This window comes from Salinivibrio sp. AR640, assembly GCF_001995405.1.
GTDB lineage: Bacteria > Pseudomonadota > Gammaproteobacteria > Enterobacterales > Vibrionaceae > Salinivibrio > Salinivibrio costicola.
Genome location: NZ_MUFD01000003.1, coordinates 126300 through 144480 on the forward strand (window position 1 = coordinate 126300; position 18181 = coordinate 144480).

General features: G+C 51.0%; 16 protein-coding genes, 1 pseudogene and 1 riboswitch. Of the genes and pseudogenes, 4 read left to right on the forward strand and 13 right to left on the reverse strand.

The genetic code is table 11. The features are described from left to right. Positions 1 to 157 precede the first annotated feature (157 nt). Together BZG75_RS03150 and BZG75_RS03155 are read left to right on the forward strand one after the other, a co-directional pair. A complete protein-coding gene (locus tag BZG75_RS03150) occupies positions 158 to 424 on the forward strand; it encodes a type II toxin-antitoxin system TacA family antitoxin (RefSeq protein WP_077576147.1) in 267 nt (88 codons plus the stop codon). Beyond that, positions 415 to 921: a GNAT family N-acetyltransferase gene (locus tag BZG75_RS03155; protein WP_021023795.1), complete on the forward strand. Its 507-nt coding sequence runs from the start codon at positions 415 to 417 to the stop codon at positions 919 to 921. Before BZG75_RS03150 ends, BZG75_RS03155 begins: the two co-directional genes overlap by 10 nt. 135 nt (positions 922 to 1056) lie before the next feature. Here the strand turns inward: BZG75_RS03155 and BZG75_RS03160 are convergent, their stop codons facing one another. The 4 genes from BZG75_RS03160 to BZG75_RS03175 all read right to left on the reverse strand — a co-directional run bounded on the left by BZG75_RS03160 (position 1057) and on the right by BZG75_RS03175 (position 2687). Continuing rightward, on the reverse strand, positions 1057 to 1482 hold the full coding sequence (locus tag BZG75_RS03160) for a hypothetical protein (protein ID WP_199878837.1): 426 nt from the start codon (positions 1480 to 1482) through the stop codon (positions 1057 to 1059). 53 nt (positions 1483 to 1535) lie between these two features. After that, positions 1536 to 1751, reverse strand: coding sequence for a MarR family transcriptional regulator (locus BZG75_RS15365; RefSeq protein ID WP_199878838.1), 216 nt, complete (start codon positions 1749 to 1751; stop codon positions 1536 to 1538). 109 nt (positions 1752 to 1860) lie between these two features. Next, positions 1861 to 2130 (reverse strand): winged helix-turn-helix transcriptional regulator, encoded by a 270-nt coding sequence (locus tag BZG75_RS03170; protein ID WP_077460838.1) that lies wholly within the window; start codon positions 2128 to 2130, stop codon positions 1861 to 1863. A 26-nt stretch (positions 2131 to 2156) separates the two neighbouring features. Beyond that, the gene (locus BZG75_RS03175) at positions 2157 to 2687 is read right to left on the reverse strand and encodes an REP-associated tyrosine transposase (RefSeq protein WP_077460837.1); all 531 of its coding nucleotides are present in this window, start codon (positions 2685 to 2687) and stop codon (positions 2157 to 2159) included. Between the two features lie 279 nt (positions 2688 to 2966). Between BZG75_RS03175 and BZG75_RS03180 the strand changes: the two genes are divergently transcribed. Next, positions 2967 to 3932, forward strand: a complete 966-nt coding sequence (locus BZG75_RS03180) for a hypothetical protein (protein ID WP_241824061.1) — start codon at positions 2967 to 2969, stop codon at positions 3930 to 3932. Positions 3933 to 4614: 682 nt separating this feature from the next. Here BZG75_RS03180 and BZG75_RS03190 read toward each other — a convergent pair. The 8 genes and pseudogenes from BZG75_RS03190 to BZG75_RS15610 form a co-directional block, all read right to left on the reverse strand. Beyond that, positions 4615 to 5819: pseudogene (locus tag BZG75_RS03190) on the reverse strand (IS256 family transposase). A gap of 151 nt (positions 5820 to 5970) precedes the next feature. Next, the gene (locus BZG75_RS03195) at positions 5971 to 6759 is read right to left on the reverse strand and encodes a M48 family metallopeptidase (RefSeq protein WP_077460835.1); all 789 of its coding nucleotides are present in this window, start codon (positions 6757 to 6759) and stop codon (positions 5971 to 5973) included. After that, positions 6759 to 10040 (reverse strand): type I restriction endonuclease subunit R, encoded by a 3282-nt coding sequence (locus tag BZG75_RS03200; RefSeq protein ID WP_077460834.1) that lies wholly within the window; start codon positions 10038 to 10040, stop codon positions 6759 to 6761. The genes BZG75_RS03195 and BZG75_RS03200 overlap by 1 nt, the downstream gene beginning before the upstream one ends. Continuing rightward, positions 10037 to 11230 (reverse strand): restriction endonuclease subunit S, encoded by a 1194-nt coding sequence (locus BZG75_RS03205; RefSeq protein ID WP_077460833.1) that lies wholly within the window; start codon positions 11228 to 11230, stop codon positions 10037 to 10039. Before BZG75_RS03205 ends, BZG75_RS03200 begins: the two co-directional genes overlap by 4 nt. Next, complete coding sequence (locus BZG75_RS03210) at positions 11220 to 12734, reverse strand: type I restriction-modification system subunit M (RefSeq protein ID WP_077460832.1); 1515 nt, start codon at positions 12732 to 12734, stop codon at positions 11220 to 11222. Before BZG75_RS03210 ends, BZG75_RS03205 begins: the two co-directional genes overlap by 11 nt. A 1-nt stretch (position 12735) precedes the next feature. Continuing rightward, positions 12736 to 13359 (reverse strand): restriction endonuclease subunit S, encoded by a 624-nt coding sequence (locus BZG75_RS03215; protein WP_077460831.1) that lies wholly within the window; start codon positions 13357 to 13359, stop codon positions 12736 to 12738. Positions 13360 to 13826: 467 nt separating this feature from the next. After that, on the reverse strand, positions 13827 to 14729 hold the full coding sequence (locus BZG75_RS03220; protein ID WP_077460830.1) for a homocysteine S-methyltransferase family protein: 903 nt from the start codon (positions 14727 to 14729) through the stop codon (positions 13827 to 13829). A gap of 80 nt (positions 14730 to 14809) precedes the next feature. After that, positions 14810 to 15910 carry a methyl-accepting chemotaxis protein gene (locus BZG75_RS15610; RefSeq protein ID WP_077460829.1) on the reverse strand — a complete coding sequence of 367 codons (1101 nt, stop codon included), beginning with the start codon at positions 15908 to 15910 and terminating at the stop codon, positions 14810 to 14812. A gap of 174 nt (positions 15911 to 16084) precedes the next feature. Here BZG75_RS15610 and BZG75_RS03230 point away from each other — a divergent pair, with 174 nt between their 5' ends. Continuing rightward, the gene (locus BZG75_RS03230; RefSeq protein ID WP_077460828.1) at positions 16085 to 17110 is read left to right on the forward strand and encodes an ion channel; all 1026 of its coding nucleotides are present in this window, start codon (positions 16085 to 16087) and stop codon (positions 17108 to 17110) included. A 23-nt stretch (positions 17111 to 17133) separates the two neighbouring features. Here the strand turns inward: BZG75_RS03230 and thiD are convergent, their stop codons facing one another. Beyond that, entirely contained in the window at positions 17134 to 18003 is an 870-nt protein-coding gene (gene thiD / locus BZG75_RS03235) for a bifunctional hydroxymethylpyrimidine kinase/phosphomethylpyrimidine kinase (RefSeq protein ID WP_077460827.1), read from the reverse strand. 62 nt (positions 18004 to 18065) lie between these two features. Then, a riboswitch (TPP riboswitch) is annotated at positions 18066 to 18166 on the reverse strand. Positions 18167 to 18181 lie beyond the last annotated feature (15 nt).

Consider the following 18181-nt stretch of genomic DNA (forward strand, 5'->3'; position numbering starts at 1 on the left):
TTGCGTGTAATGTACCGAGTTTGGCGGAAAAGATCTAGCCTAGCAGTAAAGGAGCTCGGAGAATATTGCGGCTTATCCGTAAATGACAACGTATATCTATTGACTATATACAAAAACCATTTAGAGTGTATATTAAATAGATACACAGGATGGTGTTATGGCTACAAAAACAGCGCCAATCAACATGCGGGTACAGCCATCGGTAAGAGACATTATCGATGCTGCGGCAAGTTTGAAAAAAGTCGATAGAACCGTATTCATTCAGCAAGCAGCGCTTAATGAAGCGCAGAGCATACTGGCCGAACAACGGGATTTTGTCCTTGAAGCAAAGGCGTTTGAAGCTTTCGACAACGAACTTCGTGCAGAGCCGCGAGCGCTTGAAGGCGTGAAGGATCTGTTCAATAGGAAAGCGCCTTGGGAATAAGTGCCCCCACACTACTGACTGATGAGCACCAGATTAATGCCTTTCAATGTGGTATTGAAGCACTCGATACATGGTTAAGAAAACAGGCGTTAAAGAGCCAAAAGCGCGGAACCGCGAGAGTGTATGTTGCCAATGACACAGCAGCCCACCAAGTGATTGGGTACTATGCCATTGCCATGGGTTCAGTATCGAGAGAGCACGCATTTAGCTCACTACGGAGAAATAGCCCTGACCCGATTCCTATGGTGATTTTAGCAAGGCTTGGGGTGGATAACGCCTATCAAGGTCAAGGCATTGCAGCCGGTCTTTTAAAAGATTGTATCATTCGCTCAATACAAGCAATGAACGCTGTTGGTGGCGCGGGCATTTTAGTTCATGCCATTGATACCAGTGCGCAAACGTTCTACAAAAAATTTGGCTTCAAAGAGTCAACGTTTGACCCTTTAGTACTCATGGCACGCATCTGTGATATCGAAAAATCATTGTCCATAGACTGAGGTGATGACTCGCTGCCATGATTCAAACTCCTTATGCATTGTCACGCCAGAGAGTAGGAACGAGTGATCAATACGCTGTTTTTCCCGAGGTGTTTTCTCTCGTTCCCACGCTCCTGCGTGGGAATGCCTACCTTGCTACCACTCACGACAAACCGCCAGTAACCCCGACGCTCCCATGTAATCTCTGGCACTCGAATAACGCCAGTGAGCTGCTTCATCGACATAGCCCCGCTTCACCGGATTTTGATGAATGTAGTCGATTTTCTGCCACATCATGGCGTCGCTTTGTATCAGTTCAGGATGCACACCCTCCTGCCAAAACTGATAAGCGCGGTCACCTTTGTGGGCTTTTTTATAAAACGCCAATTGATCCAAAATTTGCTTAACGTTGCGCTCAGCAAGGTATTGAATCAGATTTCTCGCCGTCCATGATTTAAGTCGAGCAAGATATTGACAGTGACCGGGCGCGTGAATACCGAGAACCAGTGCAGCACAGTCAAGGTGACGAAGTGCGGTAAGTGAGGCTCGGTGATTTTGTAGCGGCTTCTCCCCATGATTCACACTCTATATGCATTCCCACGCCGGAGCGTGGGAACGAGGTATCCTTTAGTTTGTTATCTAACACCTGCCAATACCCCCCCCTTCTTGGGGCCATGGAAAGCGAGTCGCTTTTGTTGTTTCAACTTAGCCACGGCGCGTTCAATGGTACTTGGCGATTTGCCTAAGTAGGCAGCAATCTCGGCTAAGGTTAAGGTTGGCTGATTGGCTAACAAGCTCAAAACTTGATCTGGAGTTTTTACCCGCGTTTCTACCTGCTTTTCTACCCGCACTTTTAACTCGTTCCCACGCTCCTGCGTGGGAATGCATACCAAAGTTATCCTCTAACAATCAGATTTTCCCCCAACGCCTTTAAATTTATCAACAAACGCAGCAATTGTGTCACGATTGAACCTCCCAATGGCCGGCTTTATCAGAGCCGACCCGTTTAATCCTTTGCGCTTGCTGTAACTTGGCCAACGCGCGACCAATGGTGCGAATGTCTTTGCCGATCCGCTCGGCCAGCTGCGGCCGCGTGAGCGTTTTATCGGCCGCTAGCAGGGCGATGATGGCCTCCGGCGTTTTCAATCCTTGAATATCCTCCGCATCAATATTATTTACAGGGGCGTTTACAGAGGCATTTACAGGGACGTTTTGTGTTCTCGTTCCCACGCTCCCGCGTGGGAATGCCTACCTCGCTACCACTCACGACAAACCGCCAGCAGCCCCGTCGTGCCCATGTAATCTCTGGCACTCGAATAACGCCAGTGAGCCGCTTCATCAACATAGCCCCGCTTCACCGGATTTTGATGAATGTAGTCGATTTTCTGCCACATCATGGCGTCGCTTTGTATCAGTTCAGGATGCACACCCTCCTGCCAAAACTGATAAGCGCGGTCACCTTTGTGGGCTTTTTTATAAAACGCCAATTGATCCAGAATTTGTTTAACGTTGCGCTCAGCAAGGTATTGAATCAGATTTCTCGCTGTCCATGATTTAAGTCGAGCAATATCATGATCCAATGCCTTACTTTGCAACACTAAATGACAGTGGTTTTCTAACACCACCCAAGCGTATACCTTTAGACCGTCCTTGTTTAAAAAACGCAACGAGTCGAGCAAGATATTGACGGTGTCCGGGCGCGTGAATACCGGGATCCAGTGCAGCACGGTCAAGGTGACGAAGTGCGGTAAGTGAGGCTCGGTGATTTTATAGCGGCTTCTCCCCATGATTCACACTCCATATGCATTACCACGCCGGAGCGTGGGAACGAGGTACGACTTCTACCCATTATTCACACTCCGTATACACTCCCACACCGGAGCGTGGGAACGAGCGAAACAAATTGTTGTAGTACGTTCCGGCCTGCGGCCTCCACCGGACGCTCCTGTCGGAGCGTCGCTAAACAAAAGCGTTATATTCTAGTCACACTATGAGCATATATGTGTACCAATAATGAGAGTGTGTGCATATAATGCGGGCATTGATGTTATTTGGAACTTTTTGCCATGGTTAAGACTTACGAGCATGAAATGCATTCTCTTGCTCCTTATTCGTTTCGCTGTTATAACAAAGATCTTGAGGGTAAAAGAGAGCAAAGGTACTCAACCTTAGATCGCATTGGGCAGTACGACTTGTTTGAGATCCTAAAGGTATTTATTCGGAATAACTCAGGTTCATACCAAATCAAAGATGATACTCGTCAAGTTTACCAATTTAGTGATTTTACCATTAACGAGAATACCCGGGAAATCTACGGCTGGTTCAACGTAGGTTACTATGGTATTAAAACAGATATCATTGATATTGAAACCGGTAAGGTTGATTTCGAGAAAGCTCAAAATAATGCTGAGATATTCAAGCATTACGTGCATTTTTACATCCCCGTGGGTGTAAATGAGGCGATGGCTTTTTTGCACTCTTACAGAGGCAATGGCATTAAAACTCTTTTCTACGTTCTTTTCTCTACCTACTTCAAAAACATAACCAATCTAACTCTTCAAATGAATCCTCTTGCGTATGATAAGGCGATTCATGCGTGGTTAGATGCACCTGCGAAAGAGGTCAAGTTAACGAGATTTGTTGGTTTAAAAGATGCAGCAGACCAAATACGAAAACTAGGTCACAATGAACAAGAGTTAATTATTAAACCTCCTCGCAAAGGTACCTTAGGAAAACTTAGAGATTACATGACACGAGGTAACGATAGGTTACAAGCAGTGGAAGTGCTTTCTGAGTTTGGTTCTCAAGTAAAGACAGTGGTAGAGCTAAACGGAAAAAAGAGAACATTTTGTGTCGGCAATCGCTCTACCAACACAGTTTGTGAAATTGAAATAGATGAGACAGTGGTTCTTGATAATGGCGTTCCTCTACTTGAGTCTATGACTTGGTGGGTTAGACAAATCTCAAGAGAATACGCTCAAACAATGTACCCCGGTATGAATTTAGAGGTTCCATATGAGCTCGAAAATTAATGTTTGCAACATAATTTTTGGTCACTTAAACACATTAAAAGATGCATCATCAAGTAAGGTTAGTCTTGTTGATGTATTCACTTTCTTTATTGTGCCACTCTTGTTTGGAATTTTGGTTTTTTTATCAGGCTTTAAGCTTAACGATAACCTGATATCACTATTGGTTAACTTTGGTGCGATATTTACGGCACTGCTCTTAAGTGTCTTAGTTTTGGTTTATGACCAAAGTTCAAAGTTGTCTGAGAGAAATGAAAGAAACAAAGTTCCTTTCTACACGGTCAAGAAGTCATTACTGGACCAGCTTTATTATAATATTTGTTACTCTATTGTATTGGCATTGGCACTTATACTTATGTGCTTTCTAGAGTCCATCACTAGAGGGAAATTATTAGATTTAGCATGTATTGGTGTGCCCAAGCTAGATATTAACATGTACATTTTTACGCCGATCGTAGTTTTTATATCAGTCCACCTGATATTGACAATAGTTATGATTGTAAAGCGTATGCATGTATTACTCACCACTGAGTAACGAATATAACAAATAAGAATAAGTGTCGCGCAGCCGAAACTTTATTTGGGTGTTGAACAAGCCCGTTGCTTTATTAAGTAAATAGCTCGAATACGGATAGGTAGGCGCTGCGTCTGGCGAGGGTGTTCAATATTCTGTGTCAGCCAATTTTCATAGGTCTATGTGATCATCCAGTCGGCCTTCGAAGTGAATGGTCAGCTGCGATAGCGTCAGGCTCCAGTTCTGCACCGGATGCGACCAACGCTCAGACGCCTTTAACATACCTGCGTAGAGTAGCTTGAGCAAGCTGTTCTCATTGGCAAAACCGCCTTTGGTTTTGGTCAGTTTGCGGAACTGGCGGTGCACGGCCTCAACGGCGTTCGTCGTATAAATGGCGGTACGCACGTATTCCGGATATTTGAAGTAAGTAGAGAGTGTGAACCATTTATTGCGCCAGGACTTAATAACGATGGGGTATTTGTCACCCCACTTAGCTTCTAAGTCATCCAGCGCGCTCTCTGCGGCGGATAATGTGACTGCCTTGTACACACACTTCAAATCGGCCATGAAGGCTTTTTGGTGCTTACTGGCCACGTATTTCATTGAGTGGCGAATTTGATGAATAATGCAGTGATGTACTTCCGTCTTCGGATAGATACTTTCAATCGCTTCAGGGAAGCCCTTAAGACCATCAACGCACGCAATAAGGATATCTTTTACACCACGGTTGTGCAGGTCGGTCAGCACGCTGAGCCAGTGATGGGCACCTTCAGACTCTGACAGGTAAAGGCCCAGCAGCTCTTTTTTACCCTCAACGTTGAGGCCGAGAATGGTGTACACCGCTTTAGTGATAAAGCGCCCGTTCTCTTTGATTTTATAGTGAATGACATCGAGCCAGACAATCGGATAGACCGCTTCTAATTGCCGCTCACGCCAAGCCTGAAGCTCAGGCAATAGCTTATCAGTCACGGCATTGATGGTACCGTTGGACACATGAATACCGTACAACTCTTCGATATGCATGCGGATATCTTGGTAACTGGTACCCAGCGAAAACAGCGCAAGGATTTTACGCTCCAACTCATCGGTTAAATGCGTTTGATGCTTTTTCACTAATTGCGGCTCGAACGAGCCTGCTCGGTCCGTGGTGTACTGAGTTCAAAGCCGCCAGCCGGGCTCTTAACGGACTTTGATGTAGAGCCGTTTTTACGGTTAGGCTGCTTTTCATCAGCGAGGTGTTCATCAAGCTCAGCTTGCATGGCTGCTTCAGTGAGCTGCTTGATGAGGGAGGTTAAGATACCGTCTTTGCCGGTGAGGTCTTTACCTTCACGCAAAGCTTGCAAGGCGGTATCCATATCGAATGTTGGTTTGGTCATGTGTCATTCCTTTTTGATACAGTCTAACGAAATGACACAGAATTCTGAACACTACCCACGGTTCACTAATGCCTGATTGCATTGCTTCCAGTTACTGATTTTATACTTGGCTTTGATGATCTGCTCGCCGCTAGCGTGATGAGTTCAATGATTATCTGAATTCAGGCAACGCAGTTTCCGAAAGTAAAATCTCCGCTTTTCCATCCAGAGCTTCTTTTATTGTCCGCCACTCCGGCATAAACCGATCCAGCAGGTTGTAAAACCGCTGGCTGTGGTTGTGTTCCACCAGATGACACAGCTCGTGCAGAATCACGTAGTCGATGGCCCGGATTGGGGCCTTGACCAGGTGCGGGTTCAGTAGCACTGCGCCCTCGGGTGAACAACTGCCCCACTGAGTCTGCATCTCCATGATGCGCCAGGGCGGCAGAGTTTGTGTCCAGGGCAGAGTGTCGACCATGAGTTTAAGCCGTCGCTCGAACACGTCCCGGGCCTTGTCTCGGTACCACTGGCTTACCACTTTCTGCGTCCGCTCTGGACTGACGTTCTTTCCTTGCACGCGCAACTGCCCGCCTAAGAGCTTGCAGGTCACTTTCTGCTGATTGGGGTCGTTGATCACCTTCAGCACGTATCGCCGGCCTAAGTACAGCATGCTCTCCCCGCTCACCCATTGTCGGGGTTGAACGTAGCGGGTGCGCTCCTCGATGTCATCCAGGTGTTTGAGTATCCACCGTGCCCGGCGCTGGACGGCAGACTTGATCTCCGGCAGCTGAACCGACTCAGGGGCGTCCACCTGCACCATGCCATTCGGATGCACATGCACCCTTATGGTGGCTTTCTTGTGATCAGGCACATAGCACAGGCGGTACCGGAACTCCCGGTCACCGTACCGGGACACGTACTCCAGTGGCTGCTCGTCCTGATGTGACTCTACGGAGGCCATCAACGGGCGACTCCATTACGCAGAATCTGCACCACCTCATCGAGCATCACTTTGGCTTTATCCAGCCCGATGAGGCCGAACAGCTTTGGCAAGAGCGTTTTGCGAACGTCCTGCTCAATACCGACCGGATTCAGAGAGTTCTCGGCCACGGCGCGGTTAACCACTTGATCGATCTCGAAAGCCTCTTGAATCAGCTGTTCGCCCTTTTCGGCTTCCAGTGCAGAGAAGTCCTCGCCCACTACCAGCTTGAAGGCCCCATAGTAGGCCTGAGCGTGCTTGTTACCCTCGAACCGGTCAGTGGGCAAATCGGGTACGTCCCGCTCTTCCACCATAGCTTCCAGATCACGGAACAATTTGAACTGCGCCTTGTAGTCAAACATGGATTCGGCTTTTTCGATGGCTTCTTTCAGCAGCGCTGAAAACACCTTTTTGGCATAGGGGTCGTCGCCAAGCTTTTCTTCGATGGTTTTTTTGGTACGAGTTTTGATTTTATCGGTTTCGTTTCGAGCCTTATCGTCTGACCAATAGTCTGGGCGGGTTTCGCTAATCGATTCAATCACCACTGCGTCTTCGCTTCTATCAACATCAACGCCCGTCACGTACCGGTCAATCAGATCCCGAATCTGGCCCTCGTAAGCGGAGTAATCGACAGTTTCCTGAGCATCCATACGCACGGTTTTCCGCAGCTCGGCGAACCACTTCAGATCCGCTTTGTATCGGCGAATATCCGCCTCAGAGAACGCCTTATCCTCAAAGAAGCCCTGGGTGGAGAGAGCGGTCTTCAAGCACATACCAAACTCGGTCAACGCTTCGTAGAAGTCTTCCCGCAACGCTTGCCGGCTATCCATCTCCACGCCGTCCTCATCCGTCTCGTACTTGGGCATGAACACTTGGCGGTAGGACTCTTGATCCAGCCGGTTATCAATGTGGCTGAAGAAGCGCCAGAGTCGGTCATGCAGTGCTGGCAGCTTTTTATATTCGGTATCTACGTTAGCGTACAGGCCCTCGATATCCTCGATGGCAAAGCCGCCCTGAGTCTGGTGCTCATAGTCCTGGTAGTCGCGGATCGCGGTATCCAGCTCTTTGAGGATGCCCCGGTAATCAATCAGGTAGCCAAAACGTTTTTGAGGATGCAGGCGGTTCACCCGGGCAATGGCCTGGATAAGATTGTGTCCCTTTAACTGCTTATCAATATAGAGCACCGCATTACGGGGCTCGTCGAAGCCGGTCAGCAGCTTGTCCACCACGATTAGGATGTCCGGTGGCCCATCGGTACCGAAATGCTCGATGATGGTCCTCTCGTAGTCCTCAGGATCGCCCGTGACGTTTTTCTTCCACCATTCCTGCACCAGCGGCAGGCTGGTCTCATCGACCTCAGTGTGGCCCTCCCGGGTGTCCGGGGCAGAAATCACGATGGCACTGGTCACCCGGCCCAGATCATCTAGCGCTTTCTTGTAGCGGATCGCGCTGAGCTTGCTGTCCGTCGCCAGTTGGCCCTTCAGCTCCAGTCCGGCCTTTTTAAAGTTCTCGCTGAAATGCACGCTGATGTCGAAGGCATTGAGCTTGATACGGTCTTCGGCAGTATAGATCTGGCCCTGCTTGGCGTACTTGCGTTTGAGGTCGGCTTTCTGGTTGTCCGACAAGGACGCTGTGACTTTCTCGAACCAGGTATCAACGGCTTCCTGGTTCACGTTTAACAGCGGCTTGCGCTCTTCATACAACAGCGGGGTAATCGTCCCATCTTCTACGGCCCGCTTCATGGTGTAGGCGTGGATAATGGCGCCGAACTTTTCGGCAGTTTCGCTTTTTTCCTTGTCCAAAAGCGGGGTGCCGGTAAAGGCAATGAACGACGCATTGGGCAAGGCCAGGCGCATGCGCTGGTGGTTCTCACCGCCCTGGCTCCGGTGCCCCTCATCGACGATGACGATGATGTTTTCGGAGGGGTTGTAGCACTCCGGCTGTTTAGCGGCTGAGGCGAACTTGTTGATGATGGTGAAGATGATCCGGTCGTTGCCCTGGCCGATGCGCTTGGCCAGATCTTTACCGGAGCGGGTCTTGGCGAGTGAATCGCCACTCTTCTTGCCGGCGATATCGCCACCAAAGGCCCCGCCGGTCAGAAAAGTCTTGGACAGCTGTTTCTCCAGATCCACTCGGTCGGTGACCACGACGATCCGGCAGTTCTTCAATGCGTCGCTGAGCAGCAAGGCGCGGCATAGATAGACCATGGTGAAGGACTTGCCGGAACCAGTGGTGTGCCAAAGCACACCGCCTTTACGCTCACCCGAGGGCTTAAAGTCAGAGATACGTTCCAGCAGGGCCTTGATACCAAAAGCCTGTGGGTACCGGGCCGCGATTTTGCCAATCTTCTGGTCGAACAGGATGAACAGCCGCAGAAACTCCAGAAAGCGGTACCGGTCAAGCAGGCCCACTAACAGCCGATCCTGCTCGGTGGGCATCATCGGCTTCGACCAGAGGGCTTCAAAGTAATCGCGGATCTTACCGGGTTTGTCCTGAAACAGGGCGTCCTTGTCCGACGCAGACAGCGGCTGATTCGTGATGCTCTGAACGTACCGGTCGTCGAACTCCTCATCCTGCCACTTCGACCAGAACTTCATCGGCGTATGCGTGGTGCCATACCGGCCATCGTTGCGACTAATCGCAAACAACAGCTGAGCGAAGGCGTACAGGTAGGGGATCTCATCGTTTTTCTGGTTACGGATGTTCTGGCTGATCCCTTCTTCCACCATGTCCTTATTAGGGTTGCCGGAGGCCGCCTTCTTGGCCTCGATCACCGCCAGAGGAATGCCGTTAACAAACGTCACCACATCCGGCCGGCGGGTGTGGGTGCCCTGGGCGGACAACACTTCCATCTCCTCGGTGACATGGAACTGGTTGTTGTCTAGGTTCTCCCAATCGATGAGATGGATCGTGGGCGTGGCCTTCTTGCCGTCGACAAACTCGGTCACGGTAATGCCGAGCGTTAGCATGTCGTAAACGGACTGGTTGGCCGCCATCAGACCCTGCGCCATGGACGGCGTGGTGATCTCACGCATCACCTGATCCACGGCCTGTTCAGATAACGGGTACGATTCACCTTTGAACTCGAATCGACGCTGGCGCAACACCTGCTCCAATACTGGCTTCAACACCACATCCCGCTGGCTGCCCCGTAGGGCCTGACACTTGGTGGCCGGCAAAAACGTCCAGCCAAGGTTAATCAATGTAGCCAAGGCCGGGATGTGGCTGGAATACTGCTCATTCCCTTGAGGGGTGGTGTTCATGCGGCCTCCGTTTCCACGTTCACCCGACGTTTGCCGGTGAGGAGTTGTTGCATCAGGGCTTTTTTTTCGTTTTGTAGCAGTTCAAGCTTGGTTTTGATCGCATCAATGTCACGAGATGCTAGATCTAGCACCTCGGCAATAGCTCTTTGTTCATCAAAAGATGGAGTGGGTAGCTTTACTTTTAAAAAAGCTTTTGGGTTGAGACGCTTTGAGCCAGTTCCTGTCATCTTTTTTTCGAGATCAGTGTAAAACCACTCTTGTGAGCAGAAATATAGGAACCAGTGACTATCAACTCCTTCGTTGAAATCAAAAGCCGGTAGATCTTGAGATGTCTCGAACTTATCAAACTTCTCTGGAATAAGACCGAACGCAGCTTTATGAATGTTTTGCTTCCCATAGATGAATTGGCCTGCAAATCGAACATAATGAGCTGTTGAACCCTTGGCTTCGGTTCCTCGGACTTCTCGTTGTTCAATGCCTTTCAAATTGAGCCGTACCGTCAGTCGTTTGCTTGGGTCATTAGAGTCTGACTGGATACGGCTCTCTATCAAGAATTTTCCAATCTCCTGGTAGCTCCACTCCCCTTCAAACCCCGGCAACCGCTTCTTCCCAGTCAGCAACTGCTGCATCAAGCCTTTTTTCCGCTGTTGGCTGTTCTCAAGCAGGCGCTCGGTGGCGGTGATGGCCTGATCCCAGGTGGAGAGGATCTGGGCGATCTTTTTTTGTTCGGGGAGAGGAGGGAGATTAATTGGATATGCTTTAACCAAGCTAGTATCGAGTCTTCCTGTTCCGTGCCCGGCTGTGCTGACAAGCTGCCGAATTTGATGTTTTTGTGCAACTAGCAGAAATGAAAGGAATAGGCCGTCAACATGGTCTTTGGGTACTAGGGCCTTAATATCTTGATTGAATGCCAGCTCTCTACTGGCGTAGCCGACTGGAAAATCCTTTAACAGGGTCATCCCTCGGACGAGAATCAGCGATGACCCCTGAGGAGCTTTTTTTGCAACGGCAAAGCCTTCGGTGGTGAGCGTATCGATGCTCTTTCGAAGGTAATGTGATTTAAGGTCTTTACCCGAAATCCATGGCTCAGAGCCGCCCCAGTAACCCATAGTTTGTTTGCTGGGTGTGCCCCCAGAAGAAAATGTTGCAACATCGCCAATTTGTCTGGCTTTCCACCCATCAGGCACCATAACCCAACTCCTTCAGATAGCCGTCCATCTGCTCGTTCAACTTCGCAATCTCAGCTTCAATCTCCTTCCGCTCCGCTTGCACGGCCATCAGGTCGATCTCTTCCTCTTCCTCGAAGGTGTCCACGTAGCGGGGGATGTTAAGGTTGAAGTCGTTCTCCTGGATTTCTTCCAGACTGGCCACGTAGGAATACTTGTCTCGGGTGTCGCGCTGTTTATAGGTGTCGACCACCTTGGCGATGTTCTCATCGGACAACTGATTCTGGTTCTTGCCGGCCTGGAACTCGCGACTGGCGTCGATGAACAGCACCTTGTTGTCGGTTTTGTCCCTACGGAACACCAGTACGGCCGCCGGGATGCCGGTGCCGTAGAACAGTTTCTCGGGCAGGCCGATCACGGCATCCAGAAGGTTCTCCTCGATCAGCTTCTTCCGGATCTTTCCTTCCGCTGAGCCTCGGAACAGGACGCCGTGAGGCACAACAACTGCCATGCGGCCGGTCTTTGGTTTCAGCGTCTCGATCATGTGCAGGATGAACGCATAGTCGCCCTTGGACTTAGGCGGCACACCGCGACGGAAGCGGGCATACGGGTCGCCGTCAGCGCCTTCATAGCCCCACTTCTCCAGTGAGAACGGGGGGTTGGCCACCACCACTTCAAAATGCTTTAGACCGCCGTTCTCGTCCAGTAGGAGCGGGTTACGAATGGTGTCGCCCCATTCGAGCTTATGGTTGTCGATACCGTGTAGAAACATATTCATTTTGGCCAGGGCCCAGGTGCTGCCAATGGCCTCCTGACCAAACAGGGCAAACTTCTTGGAGCCGTCTTCCTTGCGAATCTGGTTGGCGCACTTGAGCAACAGGGAGGCTGAGCCGCACGCCGGATCGCAGATCTCGTCGCCGGCCTGGGGATCAACGATCTCGGCCATCAGCTCGGACACTTCCGGCGGGGTATAGAACTCGCCGGCTTTCTTGCCGGAGGTGGCTGCGAAATTCTTGATCAGGTATTCGTAGGCGTTACCAATCACATCTAGCTTCCCGATCCGACTCGGACGCAGGTTCAGTTCCGGCCGAAGGAAGTCTTCGAGGATGTAGCGCAGGAGCTCGTTCTTTTGCTTTTCGTCGCCCAGCTTCGTCGAGTTGAAAGAGATGTCCTGGAACACATCTGCCAGCTTGACGATGTTGGCTTCTTCAATGGCGTGCAACGCCTTGTCGATCCGCTCACCGTTGCCCGGCTCATGGCGCTTGTCGTGGAGGTCGTAGAAGCTCGACCCCCGGGGCAGAACGAAGCGCTCGTTCTTCATCAGCTCTTCGATCAGCTCCGGCGTATCGCCGTATTCAGCCACATAGTTGTCGTAGTGATCCTGCCAAACGTCCGATAGATACTTCACGAACAACATGGTTAGCACGTAGTCCTTGTAAATGCTGGGGTCTACCGTGCCCCGGAAGGTGTCACAGGCGTTCCAGACCGCTTTGTTGATCTGTTCCTGCTTTACTGCGTCGTTGCTCATATCAATTTCCTGTGGAGTGATCCGGATGAAGAATATGGTGTCCGACAGCATCAAGCATGCGCCGTCGGTTTTCCATTAACTGACTCAAAAGTTTTTGCTCACTGGTGGCAGCATCGGATAGCTTGACCATCAGCTTCTGTTGTTCAATGGATGGTATGACGATGGGTAAGTCACCCAGTTGTGATTTGGTAATGCTGGGTGCCGCCGAGCCTTGGGAGCAAGAGGCAAAGTACCGCTGGGCATCTACATGGTTGAGCTGCCAGGCCAGAAACTCGGGCAAGAGCCGCGCCACCTCCGGTTTTAGGCGTATGTGATAAAAGTTTGGCGTGCACACTGTATTGCTAGGAACGTCGGCTATCACTGCCGCATGGTTACGAGTGCCTTTAGCCATGAATATCAGGTCGCTGGGGCAAAGATAATTGGGGGGCTTTCGGCCCGGCAGCTTGACCCGGTCGAGGGCTTTTCCGTCTTTGTCACTCAAGCGCTCGCCGAGAACAATGTGCCGGAACTGCACCACGTAAGCGTCCCCGTTGCTATCGATGGGGAGCTTTCCCCGGAACGGGTAGCCAGGCTGGATAGTCGCCAAGCTGCGCAGAGGGCGTTTTTGTTTGGGCTGCTCGCTCATGCAGTATGCTCAATGATGCAATAATATTGGAGTATCGTAATTCAACATGCATCATTAGGCAAGATGTATGGTTTTTTAAAACGGCTCACGCTTCGCTTTTTCGCTTTTTCAACTAATCACACTCCCCTGTTCACCCCTGCAGACAACTACCCTGCTCACCAGCCATCTGAGTTGAACCAGCTCTTAGAGCACGCGGCAGAAGCGTGGGAACGAGTGGTGAATTGGCTACAGTATGCATTCCCACGCCGGAGCGTGGGAACGAGTGGTGCATTAGCTACGGTATGCATTCCCTCGCAGGAGCGTGGGAACGAGTGGTGAATTGGCTACAGTATGCATTCCCACGCCGGAGCGTGGGAACGAGTGGTGCATTAGCTACGGTATGCATTCCCTCGCAGGAGCGTGGGAACGAGTGGTACACCGGCTACAGTATGCATTCCCACGCCGGCGCGTGGGAACGCGTTAAAGCCTTAACCCCTCAACTGCGAAAACTTGATGATCTCGTGGGACTGTTCAAGGGTTTGCGCGAGGTGTTGGATATGGGCGGGGGTGATTTCACAGCAGCCGCCGACCACCAGGGCGCCGTCGGCAATCCATTGTTGTACACGTTCGGTGTGGACTAAGGGTGAAAGATCTTCACGCGCTTCTAGGGCATCGGCTTTGCTGCCTTTGGCCATGTCTTCTACCGATTTAAAGGCGTTGGCATAGCCACCGACAATGTTAGCTTGGGTCGCCATTTGCGGCATGGCGGTGGTCAGCACGGCAGGATCGCAACAGTTTAGCATCACCGCGGTTGGGGCATACTCGGCCACGGCGTGCATCGCTTGTTCAAGTGACTCGCCCGAGCGCAAGGTGCCTGCTGCCTCTAACCGAAACGCGACGCCATAGGGTTTGCCTTGCTCTTGGGCCGCAGCACAGGCCGCGCGCGCTTCGAGGGTGTTGGTCATGGTTTCGATTAAAAACACATCTACATGAGGCTGCAAGCGGGCAATATGCAAAAACTCGGCTTTCATGTCATTAAAGCTGCGTTGCGGCTGGCCGAGGTAGCTGCCCACCAGCGGTGGCAAACAACCGGCAATATCGACATCGGCGCCTGTCTCATCCACGGCTTGCTGTAGCGCTTCGAAGGCTTTTTGATAAATGGTGTTGATTTTATCGCTCAACCCCGCTTTGGCCAGACGTGTGGGTGTCGCAGGATAGGTATTTAGGGTATGTGTTTTCGCGCCGGCACGGATAAAATCTTTGTGCACGTCTTTGACAATATTGGCATGTTTTAACATCACCGCGACCGACCAAAGCTTAGAGCTCACATCGGGGCCACGTTGATAAATTTCTTGCCCTAGGCCACCATCGAGTAGTGCAATCGACGTCATGGTTACTTCAGCCTCCTTCGGCCATCTTTCCTTGGTTTGACTTGAGATTACCATGAGCTCGTCGATTTAACACCCCGTTGTTACGCCACCTCTTCACTCCCTTCTATTGCGAGATGTTCAAGCTTATCGATCACCGTCATGCTGGCGTTTTCCATCTCTTTTAATGCGGTGACCATTTGATCCGGTTGTTGAGCATGAAACGCCGCCACCGCAGCCTTGGCATGGGTGTGCACTTGCTCGTGAGGCGCGGAAATGGCTTTAAACGTTTGCAACTGCCCAAAATATTGCTGCCCTTCACCATGGTTATACCACTGGCCGAGTCGGCATTGGGTGTGATCGGTGACATCGTCCGCCATCATGCTGTCTTCGCCCAATACCACGCGGTATATCGCAAATTTAAAGCTGATATGGTCAAGTTTTGCCAGTTCACAAAAGGCGCGCAGTGCAGAGGCTTTAATGGTGGTGCGGCTGTGCTGTGCTTGCTCACTTTGGGTGGCCATGGCATCGGCAACCTGTTGGCCTTGTTCGCTGTATTGAATGGCTTCAGTGGCAAGGGTATCGGTGAGCGTGCACGCATGGCTGCTGCCCGCACGAATTTTTTCCACCAGCTGGGTAATATCTTGGGTGGCAGTGGACGTGCGCTCGGCAAGGTTGCGTACTTCATCGGCAACCACCGCAAACCCTCGGCCCTGCTCACCGGCGCGTGCCGCTTCAATGGCTGCGTTTAACGCCAGCAGGTTGGTTTGATCGGCGACATCACGAATCAAATTGACAATGCCACTCACCTCTTGGGCGTGTTGATCGAGCGAGCGAATCGCTTCCGACGATTGCTGACATTGCGAAGATAACGACTGTACATGACGCGCAAGGTCATTGACTTGCTCGGCGCATGATGCCGCTTGATGGCTCACTTCGGTCACACGCTCTTTTTCACCGTTAATGGTGTCCGCCAAGGTGGCCAGAGAGGATTGGGTGGCGTTGATCGAATCACCAAAGTGGCATAAGTTGGCGTCGATCGCTTTGCCGGTTTGGCGTTTTTTCGCGACGGTATCCAGCTCTGCCTGCAATGCGCCTTTCTCTGCATTCAGCGCGTCGATGGTATGATTAATTTGCTCAATTTTTTGCTGCAGAGCAACCTGCATTTGCTGCTCTTGTTCAAGTTGACGCCGAGATATAAACACGCTGACTCCTAATGATGTAATTAAGCTTTTTATAATATTTTAACGCTTTAAATTGGCTTTGTAGGATTATCCAAGCAAAGTGTGATCGCATTGACGCCAAGCGCCTGATTTACACTGTAAACCTGACGCAAATCACTTCATACTGCGATCACTGAAGTGAATGAGCGAAAATTTATGACCTTTTGGTTGCTTTTTAAACGTTGGATTATCAGTCGCTTCGCCCATTTGAACGGGCGTATGCTCGGCTTGGTGGTACTCGCCTATGGCGTGATTGGCTGGCTACTTTTATATGGGGCGGGCGAGACCGCGATGACCCAGTCGCTGAGCCGCTATGTGTATTACTTGATTGTGACGGCCTCGACCGTTGGCTACGGCGATTATTCCCCCGTTACTGAGTGGGGGCAATGGATCACGTCTTTTTGGATTATTCCCGGCGGCTTAGGGTTGTTTGCGGTGGTGATTGGGCATGTCACCGGATCACTGGTGGATTATTGGCGACGCGGGTTACAAGGAAAACGGAGTATTAGTGTGAAAAATCATCTTCTTATCTTAGGCTGGAACGGACAACGTACGATACAGCTAATTCGTTTATTGCAAAGCGGAGTACACGGTGAGCGCCCGATTGTGCTTTGTGCACGCGCAGAAATCGAAAACCCACTGCCTGGTGAGGTGGAATTTGTGCGCGTGGCAAGTTTTACCGATGCTGAAGGCATTGCCCGCGCCAAGGTCGAGCATGCCTCGAGTATTATTATTGATAACCCAGAAGATGATATTACTTTGTCAGCGGCTCTGTTCTGCGCACATAAAAATCCGTCAGCGCATTTATTGGCTTATTTTCAAGATGATGCGATAAGCCAAATCCTCAAACAGCACTACCCGCATGCGGAATGTGTGCCGTCGGTGTCGGTCGAAATGCTAGCAAAAGCGGCGGTGGATCCCGGTTCAAGTCAGTTGCATCATGAGCTTTTGAGCACGTCACAAGGGATGACGCAATACTGTGCTCGTTATCCGAGTAACGCAACAGAAATCGATACCGGCGATCTCTTTGGTCAGCTCAAGCAAGAATATGACGCCACCTTAATTGGGATCGACCAAGGCCAAGGTATTATCTTAAACCCGCCAATGGGGACAAAAGTATTGCCGGGCGACCGTCTTTTTTATATCGCCGCCCAGCGCTTGCCGCATTGGTCCGCCGCGTAAGCACGCTATTTAATCAAAGTGCATTATTCAACGAGAGCATGCGATTCAACCAACGCATGCTTGGATAAATAAACACTCTCATCAGCGGGGTAGGCGAAAAAATGATGTACCGGCCCTGCCCCTCTTCCAACGGTTAACTGTTGGCTATGCGCTAAGGCGTCAGTGAGATAACGCTTAGCCGCTCGCCCGGCGTCAATGGGTGTCAGTCCCTGCGCATAAAACGAGGCAATCGCCGCGGACAGTGAACAGCCTGTGCCATGGGTGTTAGGCGTTTCAATGCGGCGTGCACTCAGGGTTTGACACGTATCTCGGCTAATCCACACATCCAGACTCTCTGGCGCATGATGCAAATGCCCACCTTTTAGCATCACATACGGACATCCGAGCTTGCGCAGTGCCGGCACTAAGGCGTACATCTCCTCGGTGGTTGTCGGAACAGGACGCCCGGTTAAACGCGCGGCTTCTGGCAAGTTGGGGGTTAAAATGGTCGCGCGCGGGATCAACGTATTGATCAGTGCATCCATGGCGTCATCATCTAATAACGGATCGCCGCTGGTGGCGATCATGACCGGATCGAGCACGACCGGTAAGTGCGGGGAGCGCGCGAGCACAGCGGCTACTTCGCGAATAATCGCTTGGTTGGCGAGCATGCCGATTTTCACGGCACGTACCGGCATGTCGTATAACACAGCGTTCAGTTGCGCGCGAACAAACGCTGGGTCGACCGGCGAGACGGCCTCAACGCCACAGGTATTTTGTGCAGTTAAGGCGGTGATCGCCGAGCAGGCATAGCCGCCCGTGGCTGAAATCGCTTTAATATCGGCTTGAATACCAGCCCCCCCACCGCTGTCTGAGCCGGCGATGGTGAGAATAACAGGTGGTGATTGGTTCATATTGGCCCCTTAATCATGAGGGGCGGAAGGAGACAAAACCACGCACGATGGCGCGACCTTGTGTGCTGAGCACGTCAGTTCCCTCCGCCAGTGCTAACTGGATCAGGTTCTACGGGTCCTGCTTTCGCAGTCTCAGCAATTGCTTGCTCCCCGACTAACACGGTCAGAATATAAACCT